A 19,787-nucleotide genomic window follows, 5' to 3' on the forward strand; every position below is an offset into this window, starting at 1 on the left:
CTATTCAGCAGCTAACCAAGAACGTGTAGCGGATAACTATGTAAAACAACGTTATGGTTCATGGGAAAAAGCAAAACAATTCTGGGTTTCAAACGGCTGGTACTAATTCAAATTCCATAGAAAAAATGAGAAATGGCTTTTAGCCACTTCTCATTTTGTGTTACATACTATTTAATCTTCGCGTGTAGGGTCCAATCCCTTCACGAAATATAAACACTGTTTAAAAATGCGTTGTTGATCATAATCAATTACAGCGTAGTGATAACTATCATATAACATAATTAAATGCTTCTCACGTGAGTTAAAAGCGTTCACAAGGTGATCTGCATTCGAAGGTGGATATACATGATCTTCAATAGACTGTAATACTAAGACGGGTGTTGTAATGAGATTAGCTTGTTCTTGAATTTTTTCACTTACTTCTTTTAATTCTAAAATGAGTCGTGTTGGATATTTAGCATAAAGTGCATGCTCAGCACGTTCATTTTTAACATCTACTGTACCACGTGGAACATAGTCAACATCTCGTTTTAAAGCTGTTTCAGCATCCTCCATTAATTTTAAAGGTGGTTGGAAGAGAGAGTTGATTAAAATAAGTCCTTCAACTTCATATTTTGTAGCAAGTTGTTGAGCAAGTGCGCCACCTGTTGCGAAGCCGAGTAAAATAATGTATTCCATTTCTTCAAAGAATGGTTCAAATTCTAGTTCAAGAGATGTTAAAATTTCCGTATAATTTACTTGATTTAATTCCTCTGGAGACGTATCATGTCCAAGTAAGCGAGGAAGTTTAACAGAATAACCCGCATCTGCAAAAGCAGTGGCGATTGGATATAAATGTGCAGGGGAGCCACCAAAATCATGAATTAAAAAGATGCCTACATCTTTCCCGGTCTTTTCGAAAGGTTGTGCATGAATTTTTGTTGATTCAGTCATACGAATAATCCCTCCTCTTTTCATTATTATACCCCAAAAAAGAGAATTATTAACGAAATGGAATTGTCGAAAAATGTATTTTTAATATAAAGTTGCATTATGGTAATTAAAAATTATTGAAAAATAAAAAAAACACCTATAAAAACAAGAGTTTTTTAACTTTTATCTTATAAAATAAATGGTTAGATTTTCTTTCTTTATAAACGTAAATAATTATAAAATAACTTTTTATAACCTTTATTGTTAAAAAAGTGTAATATAATGTAAAAAATAAAAAATAAAAAATAAAAGATTAATTTGTCGAATTTTGTTGAAAGAAATACCATCTTAGTGATAATATTAACGATATTATGATATAGATTGTATATAGAGAAAGCACGATTTAACATCGCTTTGGGGGAAAGTAATATGAAAGTAATAATTTGTGAAGAAGATTACTCATATATTGAATTAGTACATAGTACATTATTTAAATTTGCTAAAGTAAAAGGTATCAATGCAGAATTTAATTTGACAACAAGAAAGCCGTCAAGCATTATACGCTTTTTAGGGTCAGATCAAGCAGAGTTATATTACATCAGCTTAGATTTAGTTGAAACAATGCCAGCAATTGAATTAATTAAAGAAATCCGTGAAAAAAATGAAAAAGCACTAATTCATGTAATGTCTACAGATATCGTAAAGTTAAAAGATCCAGAATTAACACAGTATAAAATTTTTGGACAAATTGTTAAAACAACAAACGGTTCTATGCGAGATGAACTGAGAAAGTCATTTGCTGAGTCATTTTCATATTTAAAAGCCAATTCATATTTTGCATAGTATGTATCAATTTTAAAATTTTAGCTTCCTGTATTAAAACATGGTATGATGAATGTGAGGTGTTGATATGGAATATGTAAAAGTGATTGCGCTCATATTATTTCTAGTATTTGTTGTACTACAGATTTGGTGGAGACAAAAAGCACGAATTATCGCTTACTTTTTCTTTATTATTTCAGCAACATTGTATATTCTAGGTTTTGATTGGCCGTTTTGGTTCCAAATCATTGTCATCATTTCGGTTATTGCCATTGTCGTCATCTCACTCTATATTGAGTTACAAGCTACTGCAATTGAGCATAAAAATGATCGAAATCGTAAACAAGAAACACATGCCGATCAACGCAAAAAGAATAAGTAGAGAAATAATAAATACAGAACGAAAATTTAGAGCAGAAAGGCATATGCCTTTCTGCTCTTTTTCTGATTCAAACGATTATTTTTTAATAGCAGGTGGACCAAATACGCCACGCTGTAAGTCTTGAAAAGCTTCCATAATCTCTGCGCGTGTATTCATCACAAAAGGACCACCTAATGCCACTTGTTCACGAATAGGTACACCTGAATAAATCAGTACCTTTGCACGTGTTTTCGCTGTTATTTTTAATTCACTTTCTTTTGAAGCATTTATATCTTCATTATAAGAAATCGTTGCAACACCTGTTTTGTTAAGAGAAGTAGATGACTCACCAAAAGTCATCTCACCAGCTAACATATAAAGAAAAGCATTATGGTTTTCTGGGAGAATATGGGTATATTCAGCTCCTTCATATAACGTAATTTCGGTCATTGTAATCGGAACTAAACTATTCATGGGACCTTTTACACCTAAAAACTCACCAGAATAAATTCGAATGAAGCCTTTTTCGATGGCAACAACTGGTGCATCTTCTAAACGGATATTTTGATAGCTTGTTTCGGTATTTTTTAAAGCCTTGGGTAAATTCAACCAAAGCTGTAAAGTGTGAATTAAATCATCTTCATAAGCCTCTTCAGCGTGACGTGCTGCCCATCCCGCATTCATGTACTGTATGTCACCAGCATCTAATATACTGTATCCGCCAGCATTATCGATATGCTCTAAACGTCCATCTACTACATACGTTACGGTTTGAAAACCACGATGTGGATGATCACCGAATACGCCACGTTTAAACCAATCTTCAGCTAATAAAATAAAGGGATCAAATTCTGTTTGTCTTTCAGGTGGTAAAAGAAAAGCTTGTTGTACATGCGGGTAACCATTTTGATTATAAGTAGGATACCAAAAGTCTTTTATTTCTCGTATGAAGCGTGATGTTTGTGTCATGAAATTCCTTCTTTCGATATAAAGTAGTGCTATTTCTACTTTTTATTTGAATAGCCATTGTTTAATTTATTATAGTTTGAATTGATTAAATAACCTAGCAACAAAACTTCAGATGTGTCATATAAGCTACAAATTACATCATTAGTCTGAAGAAAATAGAAATAGAGACGTATAAAGAATGAAAGTATCTACAAATGTTAGAAGAAGTTAAGTTTGACCAAATAACAAAAAAGTGAGGATTAATCGTGCGACTTTTTGTTGATACTTCGGAAATCAATATAATTTACTTGAAAAATCATTCAAGAAGAATGAATTGAGAATCTTGTTGAAAAATTAATATATATCAATAAGAAAGAAGTCGCCTTGGATATTAGGGCGACTTCTTTCTTATTGGATATTAGTTTTAAAAGAAAAAGATGGATAAAATAATACTAACAAGCGCTGCTAAAATCATCGCAACAGAAGCGAAAGATCCTTCCAATTCACCAATGGAAAAAGCAGTTGATGTGCCACAACCATGCGCACCCATACCGAGTAATAACCCCCGAGCAGAAGCACTGCGAATTCGCATGAATCGAATAACTAGCGGCCCAACAATGCTACCAGCTAATCCAGTGACAATAACGAAAATTGCTGTTAGATTGGGTTGTCCACCTAGCATGGTAGAAAGATCCATGGCAATCGGTGTTGTAATTGAGCGTGGCATCATACTATGAACCATCTGACTTGAAAAATTTAATGATTTTGCTAAAAAATAAGATGATGTGAAAGCAATGATTACCCCAATAACGAGGCTACCAAGAATAGCAGTAGCATATTGTTTAATTAACGCGCGATTTTTATAAATAGGAACTGCAAAAGCCACTGTTGCAGGACCTAATAATAAACTAATATAGTGTGCGCCACGCGCGTATGTCGTATAGTTAACATGAAACACACTTAAAAATAGTACGAGCGTAACAGGACAGATAATAAGAGGTGAAAGCCAAAGATATGGATAACGCTTTGCGAGCATTTTACTGAGCATATAAATGAATAAAGTTAAAACGATACCAAGACTAAGACTTGAAATCATCAGTTTGCACCTTCTTTCTGGAAAGAAAGTGAGCTGTCACGCCTGTACCCATCATGACAAAAACTGTACTTATAAAAATAATAATAATAAGTTTTATACCCACTATACCGAATAAGTCAGGGTAATTCATGATTCCCACTGCTGAAGGGATAAAAAATAAAAGTAGTTCGGCAGTTAATAATTTCGCTCCAACATCTACCAATTTTAATGGAATAATACGGAGGTACAGTGCCAAAAAGAGAAGTACAAGACCGATGACGCTTCCCGGAATTGGTAAGTGTGCATACGAATGTATTGCATTCCCTATGAGTAAAAAAGTTGTGATGATTAAAATTTGCACACAAATTTGTATAATTTTCATATAGTTTCCTTCTATCTAATAAGTCTATATCAAATTGTACACCTGTTTTAACCATTCGTAAAATTAAATATTTTTATATTTTCTATTCCATTTTGGAATAATTATCTTTAATAAATTCGATAAACTTTTTCATAGCGTGTGAACAATAGCGTCCTTTTTTCGTAATGAATGAAATTTCCCAAGGAATGACAGGATATACGGGAATCGTTTTAATGATATCAGCATTCGCTTTTGCGGCGATGGATTCTGGGAAAAGAGCTACACCTAGATTATGTTCGACCATTTGGCTAATGAAATCCCACTGCGAACTAATAAATGCAACATCTGGCATGAATCCTGCTTTTTCACATTCTTCGATAATACGGTCATGAATGGTGAAGTCGTCACTAAATAACAGCATTTTTTCATTTTTTAAATCGAGCATTGATACATTCTCTTTTGCAGCGAGAGGATGATCCTGATGAACAATAAGCTGTACTTGTTCTGTAGTGAAGGGAAGTAAGTCATAATCCTCTTCATGTGCAGGTAACATAACAAATCCACCATCTAAATCACCATCAAATACACGCTCTTTTACGACATTTGCACCTACTTCATCTAGTGTAATCGTAATTTCAGGATAGATTTTTTGAAAAGCTTTCATCATTTCTGGGAAAAATAAAATGCCAATAAGCGGTGGCATACCGAGTTTAATATGTCCTTTTTTTAAATCTTCTAAGTCCTCTAATACGAGATGTACTTCATTGACCATTTGAATAATTTTGAGTGCTCGCTCGTAAACTAATTCGCCTGCATCTGTTAGTACGCTTTTTCGTTGGGAACGATCAATTAAAGTCGTATTCAATTCTGTTTCAAGTAGCTTCACAACTTTACTGAGAGTTGGTTGTGTTACATGTAGAGAAGCAGCAGCTTTTGTAAAGCTTTGTTGTCTTGCTACTTCTGTAAAATAAATTAATTGTCTAACGTCCATATGTAAGCCTCCAAATGCATTAGAATACATTTATTGTAACATTTTGTATAGAAAAAATAATGAAATGCTCTAAATCTTCTGTAAAAATATTTTATTTAAGCCTTTTGTATGAAAAAGAAACAGGCTGAGACATAAGTGTAAAAAACACCATCCTACATGACCATAAGAAAAACTGGAATCACACTGTAGTTATGGTTCCAGTTTTTTATTATAAACGCTGAGAAGGAGCTGAAATGCTTTGTCCCATTCTGTTTACATAAGTATTAAAGTTGTTGTAAAAAGCGTTCATTTTCTTTACGAAAAGCCTGTGTCGCTTCGCCAGGATTTTCTGCTTTTGAAATGGCAGAAATAATCGATACACCATCAGCGCCAGCTTGACGTAAATCGTAAACATGCTCTGGTTGAATACCACCGATTGCGACAATCGGTAGCGTAGGAGTAGATTGTGCGGCTTCTGTTAAAAATGTTGTACCAGCAGGCTTTTTTGCATCTTTTTTAGATTGTGTTGAAAAAATAGGGCCGATTCCAACATAGTCAGCACCGTCCTGTATTGCTTGTTGTAATTCATCTTGTGTATGAACAGAAACACCGAGTATTTTATGCGGTAGTTGTTCACGTACTTTCTTTGCATCGACATCATCTTGTCCAACATGAATCCCGTCTGCATCGAGTCTGATTGCCAATTCAACATCATCATTTACGATAAAGGGAACGTCATAACGTTTACAAAGGGTTTGGCAGTCTTTTGCAAATTGAACATAAGCGTCACCTGTTAAACATTGTTCACCTTTTTCTCGCCACTGAAATAAAGTAATCCCATTTTGTAATGCAGCTTCTAATACAAAGAGTGGATCACCTACAACGTCTTGACTTCCCATAATAAAATACGTTTCAAGTAATTGTTTATTCAATTATCTCGACCTCCACTTTTGCTTTTGTGTTATAAGCGAAATGATTCGTCGGACCATGGCCATGCCCAATACCTAAACCATGTGAAATAGCCGCATGGATAAATCGCTTCGCTTCAATAAGTGCTTCTTTCATTGGTAGACCTTTTGCTAAGAAGGCAGTTAGTGCTGCTGAATACGTACATCCTGTACCATGAGTGTCTTTCGTTTGAACACGCGGAGTAGAAAGGGATAGTTTATCGCCATTTTTAAAGAAAATATGGTCAATCGCAGCTTGTTGTTCAGGTGCAAAATGTCCACCTTTCATCACAATGACTTCAGGTCCCATAGCGAGTAATTTTTTAGCTACCTGTTCAACATCATCATAAGTTTGAATTTTCATGTCTGTCAGTGTCTCTGCTTCTGGAATATTCGGTGTGAGAACAGTCGCTAGTGGGAATAGGTGAGTAATCATCGCATCAACCGCTTCTTGTTGCAGTAGTGTAGCACCACCTTTTGCAATCATGACGGGATCGACAATAATAGGTGCTTGTATATTTTCTAATTGCTTCGAAACAACTTTAATGATTGAAGCTGAAAAAAGCATCCCTGTTTTTAGTGTATTCACGTTAAAATCGGTTTGAATCGACTGTAATTGTTCCACAATAAAATCTTCGGGTAACGCATGAACAGCTTGCACGCCATACGTATTTTGTGCTGTAACAGCTGTTAAAACAGATGTACCGAATGTTTTCAATTCTTGAAATGTTTTTAAATCAGCTTGAATACCGGCACCGCCACCTGAATCAGATCCGGCAATCGTCAGTGTAATCGGTAACATTATTTAATCCCTCCAAAACTCATTTGTTGTAGTTGGTTTAGGATGTGCATTTGAAAATCGCCAATACCATTGCTGTGATGATGTGCAGTTTCTGCGACTTGTTTATAGTCTTTGTGAATTGTGATAACACTTTGTAGTGCGTCTGTATGTGATGCGATTGAAGCAGCTGTTAGGGCAGATAATAAGCAACCAGCTCCTGTAATTTGTTCCATCCATGCATGTCCGCCGTTTATTATGTGAACCGTCGTGCCATCTGTGATTAAATCTTCTACACCACTTACAGCAACAATCGTTTTGTAGCGTGTTGCGACTTGTTTAGCTGCTTCTTCAATTTCAAAAGACACCTCACCTGCATCGACACCACGAGAGGCGACTTTAATTTCCGCAAGAGCCGCTAACTCACCAGCATTACAGCGAATGGCTGTAAATTGTACATGTTGTAATAGTTGTTCAACTGTTTGTTTACGATATTTAGAAGCACCGATGCCTACAGGATCTAAAACGACTGGAATCCCTTTTTTATTTGCAGCTTGTCCAGCTAATATCATCGCATCGACTGTGCGTGTATTTAACGTACCGATATTAATTAATAATCCATTTGAGATTTGAATAATATCATGCATTTCTTGTATTTCATCCGCCATGATGGGCGATGCACCTACTGCTAAAAGTCCATTTGCAGTAAAGTTTGTTACGACATAATTCGTAATACAGTGGACAATTGGTTTCGTTGAATGAATTGATTGGATACTCATTTTTAGTTACCTCCATTGATGAATGAAAAGCAAATTCATGAAGCTTCTCATACTCAGTTTCACTAAACTAGAGGACGGGTTTCTGCTTTTTCACTATAAAAATAAAAAAGCTGCTCAACGAATTAATCGTAGAACAGCATTACATGCGAAAAACAGCTGCTCCCTACGCCAGTATTAACTGACAGGTTCAAAGGGTCAGGTTTTACCTTCTCAACTCCTAAGAGTCCCCCCGCAAATCTAGTATGGTTAGAGCATACCATATTTAGATCATTTTGCAAGGTTCCGCTTTAGTAAAAATAGGTTGTCTTGTATAATGAGAACAAGTATGGAGGGAAATTGTGTGAAAAATCTATCGTGGTATATTTCTTTAGGGATTAGTTTTTTAGGTTTCGTGGTCATCAATTATTATTTTACGTTGGGCCCTACTGAAAAAGTTGGAAACTTAAATCCCGCTTTCTTTTTAATTGTTTTATTAGTGCCTTTCCTGTGTGTCAGTCTGTTTATTACGTGGAGCGTTGGCGTATCTTTTTTTGAAACAGCAACAAAAGGTAAGCTGGCATCAGCACTTCTTATTATGGTCGTGATTTTTATTTTAGCAGGCGGTACAGAATATCAATATGTAACAAGCCAAATTGAAGTTTTTGGTGGAACATGGAATGATCCGAAATCGATTATTTACGGTCGTTCACCGTTTAATAGTTATACAAATGATTGGTATTTTAATGAATCTGTCTTTTTAATCATTCATACAATTGCTTTTTCGTTAGGAAGTTTATTCCGGAGTAAAGTGACAGATTAAATAACAAAAAGACTTGGGCCCAGTGCCTAAGTCTTTTTTGTGTGCTTAAATATGTTCTGCAATTGCCTCACGAATATCTTGTAGCCATTTTAAGTTTTCGTTAAATTGTCGATTTGCATGTCGGATAATTAATTGAATATAATCAACATCTTTTACAGAAGGATGTGAACCAGCTTCAATAATTGAATCGACTCGACTCGCTTACTCTCACGCTCGATTGCCTAATCTAATAGACCAATTACACGTTTTAAATCAGCATACTTTAAAAATAAAATAGGAATATAGAGACTTTGTACATCTGCTAAATTAATCAAGTTGAATGTTTTATAAATGAGTTCTACCATATACGCACGTCCAGCATCTGTAATGGCATAAACGGATTTTTCAGGACGATTTTCTGTATGAATGACTTCGATTTTTTTAATATATCCTTTTTTTCTAACGAGTCGAAATGATAATAAAGTTTTCCATCACTTAATTTAAAACTTGGATCAATATCAACAATATTTGTGAAGAGCTTTTTGATAAAGTAGGGATGGTAATTATTTTCAGATAAAATCCCTAAAATAAAAAGTTGAATTAACATCACTTGATGCCTCCAATAAATGAAATTTACGTCGTCATTTTAATAGTACACGATATTGTAAAAGGAAACTACAGAAAACAAGATGTTTCTAGCTTGAAACAGTATTTTGTTATATGATAGACAGAGAATTAAGGAGTTGAACGCGTGTGTCAAAATGGTATTCTATTATACCGAAACATCCCATTCAAAGTATTTTAGCATGGGTATTTATTTGCTTTATTCCATTTTATTCCGTATTTAAAAATCAAGATCATACGACGCAAAGCATTGCAGCAGCCATTCTGATTACATATTTGATTTGTGTGTATTTAGATTTCAAACTACCAAGTGGTTTGACGTATATGTGGCTATCATTTGAGATGATTATAAATGCCGTTATGTCGATTTTATATGGCTATTTTTATTTTTCTATTTTTACGTCATTTTTAATTGGACGTATTCGTAGTAAAGTCGGCTTTTATATTATGTATGGCTTACACATTGCGGCAACAGTTGGTGCGATTATTGGTGGCTTTTTCATTGAAACGGCTATTTATATTCAGCAAATTCCATTCATGGTTGTCATCGTGTTCGGTACGATTTTAGCACCATTCTATTTATTCAGCCGTACACAGAGTGACCGCTTAGAAAATAAGTTGAAATCAGCAGAGAATCGTATTTCTGAATTAAGTGTTGTAGAAGAAAGACAACGAATTGCACGTGACTTACATGATACACTTGGACAGAAATTATCAATGATTGGTCTTAAACTCGATTTAGCGATTCGTTTAGTTGATAAAAATCAAGAACAAGCGAAAAATGAGCTATCAGATATTCGTAAAACGGCAAGTATGGCATTAAAAGAAGTGCGTGAAATGGTATCCGATATGAAAAAAATAAAAATTGAAGATGAATTATTGCATGTCCAACAGATTTTAGAAATTGCTAATATCGATTTAAAAGTTAAAGGAAAATTAAAACTTGAAGAAGTACCACTCATTTTAGAAAATACATTAAGTATGTGTTTAAAAGAAGTCGTTAATAATATCGTGCGTCATAGTCAAGCAAAAAAATGTACGATTCGTATTGAACAAACAGATAAAGAAATTCGTATGACGATTTCAGATGATGGTATTGGTTATAATCAAGAGCAAGGTGAGCAGGGGAATGGAATTAAAGGCATCCAAGAACGGATTCAATTCGTCAATGGTACAGTGAAGTTTGAACAAAACAAAGGAACAACGGTTACAATCATTGTACCTTTTGTTATTGTGTATCAGGAAATATAAAGAAATGAGGGGCGCAGAAAAGCGTACCTCATTTTTTTATATTAAATGCAAACTTTTTATAGAAGGACATACGTCTATTACACGTATACAAACATAGAAGGAGCCCTTAGCATGAAATTTACGCGTAAAAAGCTACACTACGATGATCAGCTGATCCAATTAATCGAACGCTATCAAAACGATTTTTATCGCCTTGCTTATAGTTATACAAAAAATGAGCAAGATGCATTGGACGTCGTACAAGATAGTATCCAAAAAGCAATGCAGTCTTATGAAAAGCTAATCGAAAAAGAAAAATTAAAAAGTTGGTTTTATAAAATTGTTGTACATACATCACTCGATTTTTTAAGAAAACATAAACGAGTTCAAGTGATGGAAGATGAACAATTACAAGCGAATCAAAGAAATTTTCATGATGCTTATGAAAATGTTGATTTAGAGCACGCGCTTGACGACTTACCGACGATTTATCGTGAAGTTGTAATTTTACGATTCTTTGAAGACTTAAAAATTGAAGACATTGCTTTTATTTTAGAAGAAAATACAAATACGATTAAAACACGTTTATATAAGGCATTACGCCTATTACGTGCTGATTTAAAAACGGAGGAGGAATTCTAATATGAATCCAAAATTAAAAAAAGAGCGAACAGCTTATAAAAATACACCGATTCCACCAGAACTACAACAAATGGTGAGAAAAGAATTAGGGACAAAGAAGAAAAACTATCGTCCGTATTGGATGAGTGCAGCAATTGCAGCAGCTATTATTGCTTTATTCGTTACATTAAATACTAATGCATCAGTTGCACGTGCGATGGGAGGAATGCCTGTCGTTGGTCATGTGTTCCAAGCGATGACGTTCCAATATGAAGATGAACAGTATGCAGCAGACATTAAAACACCAAAAGTACGAGACTTAGAAAATAAAGACGTTGAACAAACATTGAATGAAAAATATGAAAAAGAAGCAAAAGAGCAATATACAAAGTTTGAACAACGTATGAAAGCATTAAAAGGTGAAGGACATGCGAGTGTAACAAGTGATTATCGTGTATTACAAGATACAAAACAATTACTTGTAATTGAACGTGAAACAACGGAGACAGAAGCAAGTAGTGCAACAACATTACAGTATGATGTAGTAGATCCTACATTAAAACAAGTGATTACATTACCGTCACTATTTAAAAATAAAGACTATGTTCAAGTGATTTCAGATGAAATTAAGCAACAAATGAAAAAACAAATGGCTGATAGCAAAGGCGAAAAAGTCTATTTTATTAAAGGGATGAACTCAGAATCAACAGATGGTTTTGATCAAATTCAAGCAAATCAATCGTTCTATATTAACAAGAAACATGAATTAGTTATTTCATTCAACGAATATGAAGTAGCTCCAGGTAGTATGGGACCAGTGAAATTTGTTATTCCAACAAAAGCTATTCAATCATTACTTGTATCAAACCAATATATTCGATAAATTCAAACGCAAACCTATCACTTCTTAAAACAAGTGATAGGTTTTTATATTACATATTTATTTTAAATATAAATAAACCTCTCTAGTCTATATATAAAAATTAAAAAAACGTACTAAAGAAAAGCACATTGACAATCATTTAAAAAGTATTTAATATCATTAATTAGACCAATCACTATAATTTCGAGGTGCCTTACGATGACAAGTAAAAATCAATCACGTGAACGAATTTTACAAACAGCTACGCGTCTTTTTCATATGAATGGTTATCATGCAACAGGATTAAATCAGATTATTAAAGAGAGCGGTGCGCCAAAAGGTTCGCTCTATTACCACTTCCCAAATGGTAAAGAACAGTTAGCGAGCGAAGCAATCGAACGATTCGGTGCGATGGTTGCCGCAAATATTTTAGAAGACACACAAAACGAAGTAGAGCCATTAAAAGCTTTTCAAGCACATATTTTAAAAATTGCAGATAAATTTGCAGTGGTTGAAAATATACCGCTTTGTGCAGATTCATTGCCAATTGGATTGATGGCTGCCGAAACAGCATTAGTGAATGAACGTCTTCGTTTAAAATGTGAAGCTGTTTTTGAACGTTTTGAAGAAATTTATATTGAAAAACTAGTAGCATCTGATTATTCAAAAGAACAAGCTCGTTTAATTAGCAGTACATTGAATGCGTTGATTGAGGGGGCAGTAACACTTAGCCTCACTAAAAAATCAAATCAACCACTTCAAGATATCGTAAAAATGTTACCTTTATTATTACAAAAATAGTAGCTGGAACAGCAGTTGCGATTACTTTAATGGTACAGGGTCAAAAAATCTTCATGTCTGAAAATCCACAATCAGCACCAACAGAGATGATTGCAGCTGGAACAAACCATGTATTCCATTATATTGCTGGAATTGCGTTAATTGGCTTCATCTCAACATTCTTTGTAAAACGTGTGCATGTTGAATAACGACTAGATGTGATACAATCGTAAAAGATGTGTTACATATAGGAGTAGATAGAATGAAAAGAAGATGGATGATCTTTATCTCGATACTTGTTGTTATTGGAATTGCTGCTTGGAATATGTACAATCAGAATCAAAAACAACAAAGAGCCACAGAAGATATTCTGAATCACGTACAACAAGTAGATGAGGTAACGATTTCAAATGGTGAAAAAAGCATGACTTTTAAAGGGAAAGAAGCAACACCTTTTATTGAGTCTACACCACTTGTTCATATTGAAAAGTATGAACGAACAGACCATAATTATTTTGAGAAAGAGCCACGCTTTATTGTGAGTTATAAAGTAAAGGGTAAAACACTTTACGTAGTAGAACTGCTACAATTGAAAAAGAAGTTACCGAATGATCGGTTGAATGACTTTTTAATGAATGAACATTTACTTGTGAAGTGGCAAGGCTACCCAATGATGTTCTCACAACATGAAGCGATTCAGCGTTTAGTAGATGCATTTAATGCGAAAGAAAAATAAAACAAGCTGAGACAAAATATCTCACTAAGAGTTCACAAAGAAAAACTAGAATCGCACCAAAGCGCGATTCTAGTTTTTCTTATGCTTATATGATGTGGGATGGTGTTTTTTACACCGATATCCCAGCTTGTTTTTGCTATGTAAGATTTGCTGGTACTTGAATATGTTCATAAGCTTGTTGGATCTTTTGTGGTTTACCCTCTGCATTGACCATCACTTGTAAAATCATTTGTTGTAGTGCATCTTCATCGCAATGCAGTAAGCGACTTAACAATTCGTCATGTAACTGTGCGCCAAAATATAAATAAGCAATTGCACGATATGGCTCTTGGGTTGCTGGAAGTGGTGCAGCTTTCATCGCATACTCGATATGCTTTTGCATAATCTTTCTAAACAACAAGTCGGGTTGTTCAATTGACCAGTGCGCATTCAAACAAGCTGTCTGGCTCTGTTCTAAAATAGAAAGTGCTGTCTGCTCATCACCTACATACAAATAGAGAATTTTATATAGCATGTGACGATTATTTTGTAATATCTGCTCAACCATACGCTGCTGTTTTTTTCGCTTTGAAAACCATCTTCTCACCACAAGAGTCCCTCCTTTATACATTAGACGCATGAACCAAGCAAAAAGTTTGCACTTAATACGGTATTTTGTGTCTGGTGCATAATGGATTTACGTGGAATCGAGCGATATGCTATGATACAAGTAATTCGTTTTGAAAGGAAGATTTATAGATGAAATCGCCATTTACATTTGAACACACTGCACCAAAAGAACAAGAAGCAGGAAAGTTATATCCAGCCGTTTTCTTGTTACATGGTATGGGAAGTAACGAGAAGGATTTACCAGGCTTATTAACAGAACTTCAAGATGAATACCATATTTTCAGCTTGCGTGGACCAATTACACAAGCACCTGGTTATGCGTTCTTCATTGATGAAGATTTCGGCAAACCAGATCGTCAAATTTTCGATAAAATCGTCTTACATATTCAAGCATTTATTGAAGAAGCCATTCAAACGTATTCAATTGATGCAACAAAAGTTTTCGTACTCGGTTTTAGCCAAGGTGCAGCATTAGCTGAAACATTACCATTTGTTTTAGGAGTAGAACGCTTAGCTGGAGCCATCGCATTAAGTGGTTATTTACCAGGACATGTCAAAGAAGAATATAGTAAACGTAGCGTTGTATCGCTACCAGTCTTTATTTCACATGGTAAGATGGACTATGTACTACCATATCAATGGGGTGAAGAAGCACGCGACTTCTATAAAGACCAACAAGCTAATGTAACATTTATGGCATTTGAAGACGGTCACGGTGTTACACCTGAAGTACAACGTGAAATTATTCGTTTCTTAAAACAACATATATCTTAATAAATGAATCACTTGACATTCTATTTTCTATGGAATAAGATGTAAGCAATACTTTTGAACGTATATGAGCAGAAGGCACTGAGAGCAGTGTCAGTCTCATCAAAATAGCAGAGCCGAGAAATTGAAGAGTAAGAGTAGTAGTATAGTTAAGCTAGTTATAGAGAATCAGTGGTTGGTGAAAACTGATCTAGTCGCTATATGAATGGACTTATGAGAGTATCTATGAACCATTTTGTAGTAGTAGATAACGAATCATCCTCGTTACGGATGTCGAGATCAGATTGTTTAGCAATCTGAAATTGAGGTGGCACCGCGAATAATATCGTCCTCATGAAGGTTTTTTCCTTCATGGGGACTTTTTTTATTTCTTTCAAAAGTAAAGTTGAGTTGAGGAGAGTGGAGAAGTGTATGAAAGCATTCATTGAAAAAGTGGAACAGAGAGAACACTTAACAAATCAAGAAATGACGATTGCAGCACATAAGATGTTGGATGAACAAACACCCGAACAAGAGATTATGTCGTTCTTAGTAGCACTAGCTAAAAAAGGAGAGACAGCACAAGAACTCGCTGCTCTCGCTAAAACGATGAAAGAACATGCAAATGAAGTTCAAGGTGTACAGTCACTAGCTTATTTAGATAACTGTGGAACGGGTGGCGATGGTTTAAAAAGTTTTAATATCAGTACAACAGCCGCTTTTGTCTTAGCTGCTTGTGATGTTCCAATCGCAAAACATGGTAATCGAAAAGTATCGAGTGCTTCTGGCAGTACAGACTTATTAGAAGAACTAGGCATTCCAGCTACGATGGACTTGTCAAAAGTAAGTCCTTTATTAAAACAAGAGAAATTAGCTTTTATTTTCGCACCTGCTGCGCACCCAAAATTAAAGCGAATTGGACAAATTCGAAGTCAATTAGGAACACCTACAATTTTTAATCTAGTGGGTCCTCTTGTGAATCCTGTTGATTTAACGTATCAACTAACAGGCATTAATCGTCCTGATTTTGTCATTCCCTATGCAGAAGTTTTAAAGAAGTTAGGAAGAAAACGTGCATTAGTCGTTAGTGGTGAACAAGGAATGGATGAAGCCTCACTTTGCGGCGAAACGACATGCGCCTTACTCGATGAGGGCGAAATTATTTCGTTTACCATTACCGCACAAGAAATTGGCTTACCCGAGTATCCACTCGAAGCAATTAAAGGTGGTACGCCAGTTGAAAATGCCAGAATATTAGAACAATTGTTACTTGGTAAAAAGGATGCTTATTATGATGCAGTACTTTTTAATGCGGGACTTGGTTTATATGCAGCTGGTAAAGTACAGACGATTCAAGAAGGAATTCATCGTGCAAACCAAGCGATTGAACAAGGAAAAGCATATGAAAAATTACAAGCAGTTCGACAGTACCATCAACGACTGGAGATGACGAAATGACGATTTTAGATAAAATCTTACAACAAAAAGAGATTGAAATTCAAAAGCGATTACGCACGGAAAAGAAAGTAGGAACAGACAAACCGGTCTATTCTTTATATAATCAACTGCTTCAAACACCTCATTTACAAGTCATCGCAGAAATTAAAAGAGCATCACCTTCTAAAGGAATGATTCAATCGCATATCAATCCTGTTGAGCAAGCGAAAAAATATGAGCGTGCGGGAGCAGCATGTATCTCGGTACTGACAGATGAGCATTTTTTCAAAGGTTCATTAGCTGATTTAGAAGCTGTCGCAAATGAAGTGACGATACCTGTTCTACGAAAGGATTTCATCTTACATGAGGTACAAATTGAAGATGCAAGAACAGCAGGTGCATCCGTTATTCTACTTATTGTGGCGGCTCTTCCTGAAAAGCGATTAAAAAAACTACATGATTATGCAACATCATTACAATTAGAAGTTCTGGTCGAAGTACATGATTTAGAAGAATATGCGATTGCTAAAAGAATCGGTGCAAAAATCATCGGAGTTAATAATCGAAATTTAAAAACATTTGAAGTGGACTTAGAACATACAAAAACGATTGCCGCAGCACGTAATGAAATGGATCAACATGTATTTATTAGCGAAAGTGGTATTCAAACTATTGCTGATGCAGAACTTGTGTCAAAAGACGGTGCAGATGCCATCCTAGTTGGTGAAACATTGATGCGCGCAGAAGATGTTGAATCAACACTTCGAAGTTTTCAAGTTCAAAAAGAAGGTGTTTATTAATGGTACGCGTGAAGATTTGTGGATTAACTAAAAAAGAGCATATTCAAGTAGCTGTTGAAGAACAAGTGGATTATATCGGATTTGTATTCGCGAAGAGTAAACGCCAAGTAACCGTTGAACAAGCAAAAGTTTTAGCTCAGTCGATTCCTGAACCCATTCAAAAAGTGGGAGTATTCGTCAATGAAACAGTGGAGAATATGTTACACATTGCAAAAGAAGTGCCTCTAGACGTGATTCAATTACATGGTCAAGAACCCCAACAAGTCGTTGAAGCTTTAAAACCATATACGACTATTAAAGCCATTTCAGTCCGAACAAAAGAAGATGTACAAAAAGCAGCACAATATAACGTCGATTACTATCTATTCGATGCACCTGGCATTGAATATGAAGGTGGTAGTGGTAATACGTTTGATTGGACATTATTAGAAAATACGAAAATCAATCGACAAAACATCATCCTAGCAGGTGGATTAAGCCCTGAGAATGTAGGACGTGCGATTGAACAAGTAGAACCTTACGGAATTGATGTATCAAGTGGTGTTGAAATAGACGGACAAAAAGATGAAATGCGTATGCGCGCATTTATGAATCAAACAAGAAACGGAGTGGTATAAATGGTAACAACAACAGAGAAAAAAGGGCGTTTTGGTAAATTCGGTGGTCAATTTGTACCCGAAACATTAATGACAGCTTTAAATGAATTAGAACAAGCATATGAAGAAGCAAGACAAGACCCGAGCTTCCAAGAAGAACTACAAGATTACTTACACAACTATGTAGGTCGTGAAAATCCACTTTATTTTGCAAAGCGATTATCAGAACATCTAGGTGGACCAAAAATCTACTTTAAGCGCGAAGATTTAAATCATACCGGCGCACATAAAATCAATAATGCACTAGGGCAAGTCTTACTCGCAAAACGTATGGGGAAGAAAAAAGTTGTTGCTGAAACAGGTGCAGGACAACATGGTGTAGCAACTGCCACGGTTTGTGCATTGTTCGATATGGAATGTGTAATATTTATGGGGCGAGAAGATGTCAAAAGACAAGAATTAAATGTATTTCGTATGGAGTTACTTGGCGCGACAGTTCAACCAGTTGATTCAGGTTCTGCTACATTAAAAGATGCATGTAACGAGGCGATGCGCTACTGGGTTACAAATGTAGAAGACACACATTATATTTTAGGCTCGGCACTCGGACCACATCCGTTCCCAACGATTGTACGCGATTTCCAGCGTATTATTGGTGACGAAACACGTCGTCAAATTTTAGAAAAAGAACAACGCCTACCAGACGCAGTTGTCGCATGTGTTGGCGGGGGAAGTAATGCGATTGGTATGTTCACACCTTTTGTAGAAGATGAGAATGTTCGTTTATATGGTGTAGAAGCTGCAGGTCATGGTATTGCAACTGGGGAACATGCAGCTGCATTTGCTGATTTAAAAGAAGGTGTCTTACACGGCTCTTATATGTATTTACTACAAGATGATCACGGGATGGTACAAGAAGCAATTTCGATATCAGCTGGTTTAGATTATCCAGGTGTTGGACCAGAGCATTGTTATTTACATGATATTGGACGCGTTGAATATAAATCTGCTACTGATGAAGATGCATTAGAAGGTTTTAAACTATTATCGAAAATCGAAGGAATCATTCCTGCTTTAGAAACATCGCATGCGATTTCCTTTGCAAGTAAGTTAGCGAAAGAGATGACAAAAAATGAAATCATGGTGATTTGCTTATCAGGCCGTGGCGATAAAGATGTTGCACAAGTACGTGATGCATTAGGAGGACGAGTACATGACTAAAACATTACAACAAGTAATTGAACAAAAAAATGAACAAGGTGAAAAAGCATTCATTCCTTACATTATGGCAGGAGACGAGGGACTAACGCACACGAAAGAAACGATTCGCTATCTACAACAACTGGGTGCAACTGCTATTGAAGTAGGGATTCCTTTTTCGGACCCTGTTGCAGATGGGCCTGTTATCGAAAAAGCAGGATTGCGTGCTTTAGCAGAAGGAACGAATTTACGTACTATTTTAGCGATGCTAGAAGAAATAAAAGAAGATGTGCAAACACCAGTTATTTTGATGACATATTTAAATCCGCTTGTTCATTTTGGTTTACAAGATTTTGTGAAGGCAGCTACAAAAGCGAAGGTAAAAGGGTTAATCATTCCTGATATGCCACTGGAAGAATGCGACATAATTCAGCCATTCTTAGAAGGAACGGATATCGCACTTGTACAGCTTGTATCATTAACAAGTTCTAAAGCGCGTATTCAAGAAATTGCGGAAGCAGCAGAAGGATTTATTTATGCGGTAACTGTCAATGGAACGACAGGGGAACAAAGAGATTTCCAAGATCATGTTATGCAACACCTAAAAGAGATTAAATCGTTGGTATCTTTACCTGTCCTTGCAGGGTTCGGTATTTCGAATCGACAAACAGCAGAGAAAATGAGTGAAGGAATTGATGGTGTGATTGTAGGAAGTGCGATTGTTGACGCATTGCACCGTAAAGATTATGATACAATTGAGCAATTCTTTCAAAAAGAACCAGTCGAAACAAATTCATAGATAAAAGGAGAG

Annotated in this window: 26 protein-coding genes, 1 riboswitch and 1 other annotated feature; of the genes, 16 read left to right on the top strand and 10 right to left on the bottom strand. The window is 35.6% G+C overall.

All coding sequences use genetic code 11. The features are described 5' to 3' along the window. Positions 1-106: aggregation-promoting factor C-terminal-like domain-containing protein (locus tag KGI01_RS14250; RefSeq protein ID WP_458859445.1), on the top strand; the 106-nt coding region annotated here is incomplete at its 5' end. A 65-nt stretch (positions 107-171) separates the two neighbouring features. Here KGI01_RS14250 and KGI01_RS06165 read toward each other — a convergent pair. After that, a complete protein-coding gene (locus KGI01_RS06165) occupies positions 172-933 on the bottom strand; it encodes an alpha/beta hydrolase (RefSeq protein ID WP_170214746.1) in 762 nt (253 codons plus the stop codon). Positions 934-1,341: 408 nt separating this feature from the next. On the opposite strand from KGI01_RS06165, the gene KGI01_RS06170 reads away from it, so the two are divergent. Next, complete coding sequence (locus KGI01_RS06170; RefSeq protein WP_141273963.1) at positions 1,342-1,755, top strand: hypothetical protein; 414 nt, start codon at positions 1,342-1,344, stop codon at positions 1,753-1,755. A 67-nt stretch (positions 1,756-1,822) separates the two neighbouring features. Continuing rightward, positions 1,823-2,116: a hypothetical protein gene (locus tag KGI01_RS06175; RefSeq protein WP_141273964.1), complete on the top strand. Its 294-nt coding sequence runs from the start codon at positions 1,823-1,825 to the stop codon at positions 2,114-2,116. A gap of 75 nt (positions 2,117-2,191) precedes the next feature. On the opposite strand, the gene KGI01_RS06180 is transcribed toward KGI01_RS06175, so the two are convergent. The 7 genes from KGI01_RS06180 to thiM form a co-directional block, all read right to left on the bottom strand. Further along, the gene (locus KGI01_RS06180; protein WP_141273965.1) at positions 2,192-3,064 is read right to left on the bottom strand and encodes a pirin family protein; all 873 of its coding nucleotides are present in this window, start codon (positions 3,062-3,064) and stop codon (positions 2,192-2,194) included. Between the two features lie 403 nt (positions 3,065-3,467). Beyond that, positions 3,468-4,139, bottom strand: coding sequence for an LrgB family protein (locus KGI01_RS06185; RefSeq protein ID WP_141273966.1), 672 nt, complete (start codon positions 4,137-4,139; stop codon positions 3,468-3,470). Further along, entirely contained in the window at positions 4,123-4,500 is a 378-nt protein-coding gene (locus tag KGI01_RS06190) for a CidA/LrgA family protein (RefSeq protein ID WP_068453328.1), read from the bottom strand. Before KGI01_RS06190 ends, KGI01_RS06185 begins: the two co-directional genes overlap by 17 nt. An 82-nt stretch (positions 4,501-4,582) precedes the next feature. Beyond that, a complete protein-coding gene (locus tag KGI01_RS06195; RefSeq protein WP_141273967.1) occupies positions 4,583-5,470 on the bottom strand; it encodes a LysR family transcriptional regulator in 888 nt (295 codons plus the stop codon). 263 nt (positions 5,471-5,733) lie between these two features. After that, complete coding sequence (gene thiE / locus KGI01_RS06200) at positions 5,734-6,348, bottom strand: thiamine phosphate synthase (RefSeq protein WP_218026241.1); 615 nt, start codon at positions 6,346-6,348, stop codon at positions 5,734-5,736. A gap of 25 nt (positions 6,349-6,373) precedes the next feature. Further along, positions 6,374-7,198 carry a bifunctional hydroxymethylpyrimidine kinase/phosphomethylpyrimidine kinase gene (gene thiD / locus KGI01_RS06205; protein ID WP_141273969.1) on the bottom strand — a complete coding sequence of 275 codons (825 nt, stop codon included), beginning with the start codon at positions 7,196-7,198 and terminating at the stop codon, positions 6,374-6,376. Next, the gene (gene thiM, locus KGI01_RS06210; protein WP_141273970.1) at positions 7,198-7,953 is read right to left on the bottom strand and encodes a hydroxyethylthiazole kinase; all 756 of its coding nucleotides are present in this window, start codon (positions 7,951-7,953) and stop codon (positions 7,198-7,200) included. The genes thiD and thiM overlap by 1 nt, the downstream gene beginning before the upstream one ends. 143 nt (positions 7,954-8,096) lie before the next feature. Then, positions 8,097-8,194: riboswitch (TPP riboswitch) on the bottom strand. Between the two features lie 99 nt (positions 8,195-8,293). Between thiM and KGI01_RS06215 the strand changes: the two genes are divergently transcribed. Further along, positions 8,294-8,752: a hypothetical protein gene (locus tag KGI01_RS06215; protein ID WP_141273971.1), complete on the top strand. Its 459-nt coding sequence runs from the start codon at positions 8,294-8,296 to the stop codon at positions 8,750-8,752. A 221-nt stretch (positions 8,753-8,973) separates the two neighbouring features. Here the strand turns inward: KGI01_RS06215 and KGI01_RS14055 are convergent, their stop codons facing one another. Continuing rightward, positions 8,974-9,096 carry a hypothetical protein gene (locus KGI01_RS14055; RefSeq protein WP_255314748.1) on the bottom strand — a complete coding sequence of 41 codons (123 nt, stop codon included), beginning with the start codon at positions 9,094-9,096 and terminating at the stop codon, positions 8,974-8,976. A 388-nt stretch (positions 9,097-9,484) separates the two neighbouring features. Between KGI01_RS14055 and KGI01_RS06220 the strand changes: the two genes are divergently transcribed. The 6 genes from KGI01_RS06220 to KGI01_RS06240 all read left to right on the top strand — a co-directional run bounded on the left by KGI01_RS06220 (position 9,485) and on the right by KGI01_RS06240 (position 13,584). After that, entirely contained in the window at positions 9,485-10,606 is a 1,122-nt protein-coding gene (locus KGI01_RS06220) for a sensor histidine kinase (RefSeq protein WP_255314749.1), read from the top strand. A gap of 111 nt (positions 10,607-10,717) precedes the next feature. Then, complete coding sequence (locus KGI01_RS06225) at positions 10,718-11,227, top strand: RNA polymerase sigma factor SigV (protein WP_087680805.1); 510 nt, start codon at positions 10,718-10,720, stop codon at positions 11,225-11,227. A 1-nt stretch (position 11,228) separates the two neighbouring features. Next, positions 11,229-12,089, top strand: coding sequence for an anti-sigma-V factor RsiV (locus KGI01_RS06230; protein ID WP_141273972.1), 861 nt, complete (start codon positions 11,229-11,231; stop codon positions 12,087-12,089). Between the two features lie 198 nt (positions 12,090-12,287). Next, positions 12,288-12,869, top strand: a complete 582-nt coding sequence (locus KGI01_RS06235) for a TetR/AcrR family transcriptional regulator (protein ID WP_141273973.1) — start codon at positions 12,288-12,290, stop codon at positions 12,867-12,869. 53 nt (positions 12,870-12,922) lie between these two features. Continuing rightward, positions 12,923-13,057, top strand: a complete 135-nt coding sequence (locus tag KGI01_RS14060; RefSeq protein ID WP_255314750.1) for a hypothetical protein — start codon at positions 12,923-12,925, stop codon at positions 13,055-13,057. Between the two features lie 53 nt (positions 13,058-13,110). Next, entirely contained in the window at positions 13,111-13,584 is a 474-nt protein-coding gene (locus tag KGI01_RS06240) for a hypothetical protein (protein WP_141273974.1), read from the top strand. A gap of 136 nt (positions 13,585-13,720) precedes the next feature. Here the strand turns inward: KGI01_RS06240 and KGI01_RS06245 are convergent, their stop codons facing one another. Next, a complete protein-coding gene (locus KGI01_RS06245; protein WP_141273975.1) occupies positions 13,721-14,170 on the bottom strand; it encodes a hypothetical protein in 450 nt (149 codons plus the stop codon). Between the two features lie 152 nt (positions 14,171-14,322). On the opposite strand from KGI01_RS06245, the gene KGI01_RS06250 reads away from it, so the two are divergent. From KGI01_RS06250 to trpA, 6 genes are all read left to right on the top strand, one after another. Then, complete coding sequence (locus tag KGI01_RS06250) at positions 14,323-14,967, top strand: alpha/beta hydrolase (protein WP_141273976.1); 645 nt, start codon at positions 14,323-14,325, stop codon at positions 14,965-14,967. 115 nt (positions 14,968-15,082) lie between these two features. Then, positions 15,083-15,300, top strand: a binding site (T-box leader). 75 nt (positions 15,301-15,375) lie between these two features. Further along, complete coding sequence (gene trpD / locus KGI01_RS06255) at positions 15,376-16,401, top strand: anthranilate phosphoribosyltransferase (protein ID WP_141273977.1); 1,026 nt, start codon at positions 15,376-15,378, stop codon at positions 16,399-16,401. Then, complete coding sequence (trpC, locus tag KGI01_RS06260; RefSeq protein WP_141273978.1) at positions 16,398-17,180, top strand: indole-3-glycerol phosphate synthase TrpC; 783 nt, start codon at positions 16,398-16,400, stop codon at positions 17,178-17,180. The genes trpD and trpC overlap by 4 nt, the downstream gene beginning before the upstream one ends. Then, positions 17,180-17,797: a phosphoribosylanthranilate isomerase gene (locus KGI01_RS06265; RefSeq protein WP_141273979.1), complete on the top strand. Its 618-nt coding sequence runs from the start codon at positions 17,180-17,182 to the stop codon at positions 17,795-17,797. Before trpC ends, KGI01_RS06265 begins: the two co-directional genes overlap by 1 nt. Next, complete coding sequence (gene trpB / locus KGI01_RS06270; RefSeq protein ID WP_141273980.1) at positions 17,798-18,997, top strand: tryptophan synthase subunit beta; 1,200 nt, start codon at positions 17,798-17,800, stop codon at positions 18,995-18,997. Then, positions 18,990-19,775 carry a tryptophan synthase subunit alpha gene (gene trpA, locus KGI01_RS06275; RefSeq protein ID WP_141273981.1) on the top strand — a complete coding sequence of 262 codons (786 nt, stop codon included), beginning with the start codon at positions 18,990-18,992 and terminating at the stop codon, positions 19,773-19,775. Before trpB ends, trpA begins: the two co-directional genes overlap by 8 nt. Positions 19,776-19,787 lie beyond the last annotated feature (12 nt).

It is taken from the genome of Kurthia gibsonii (genome assembly GCF_006539985.1).
Lineage (GTDB): Bacteria > Bacillota > Bacilli > Bacillales_A > Planococcaceae > Kurthia > Kurthia gibsonii.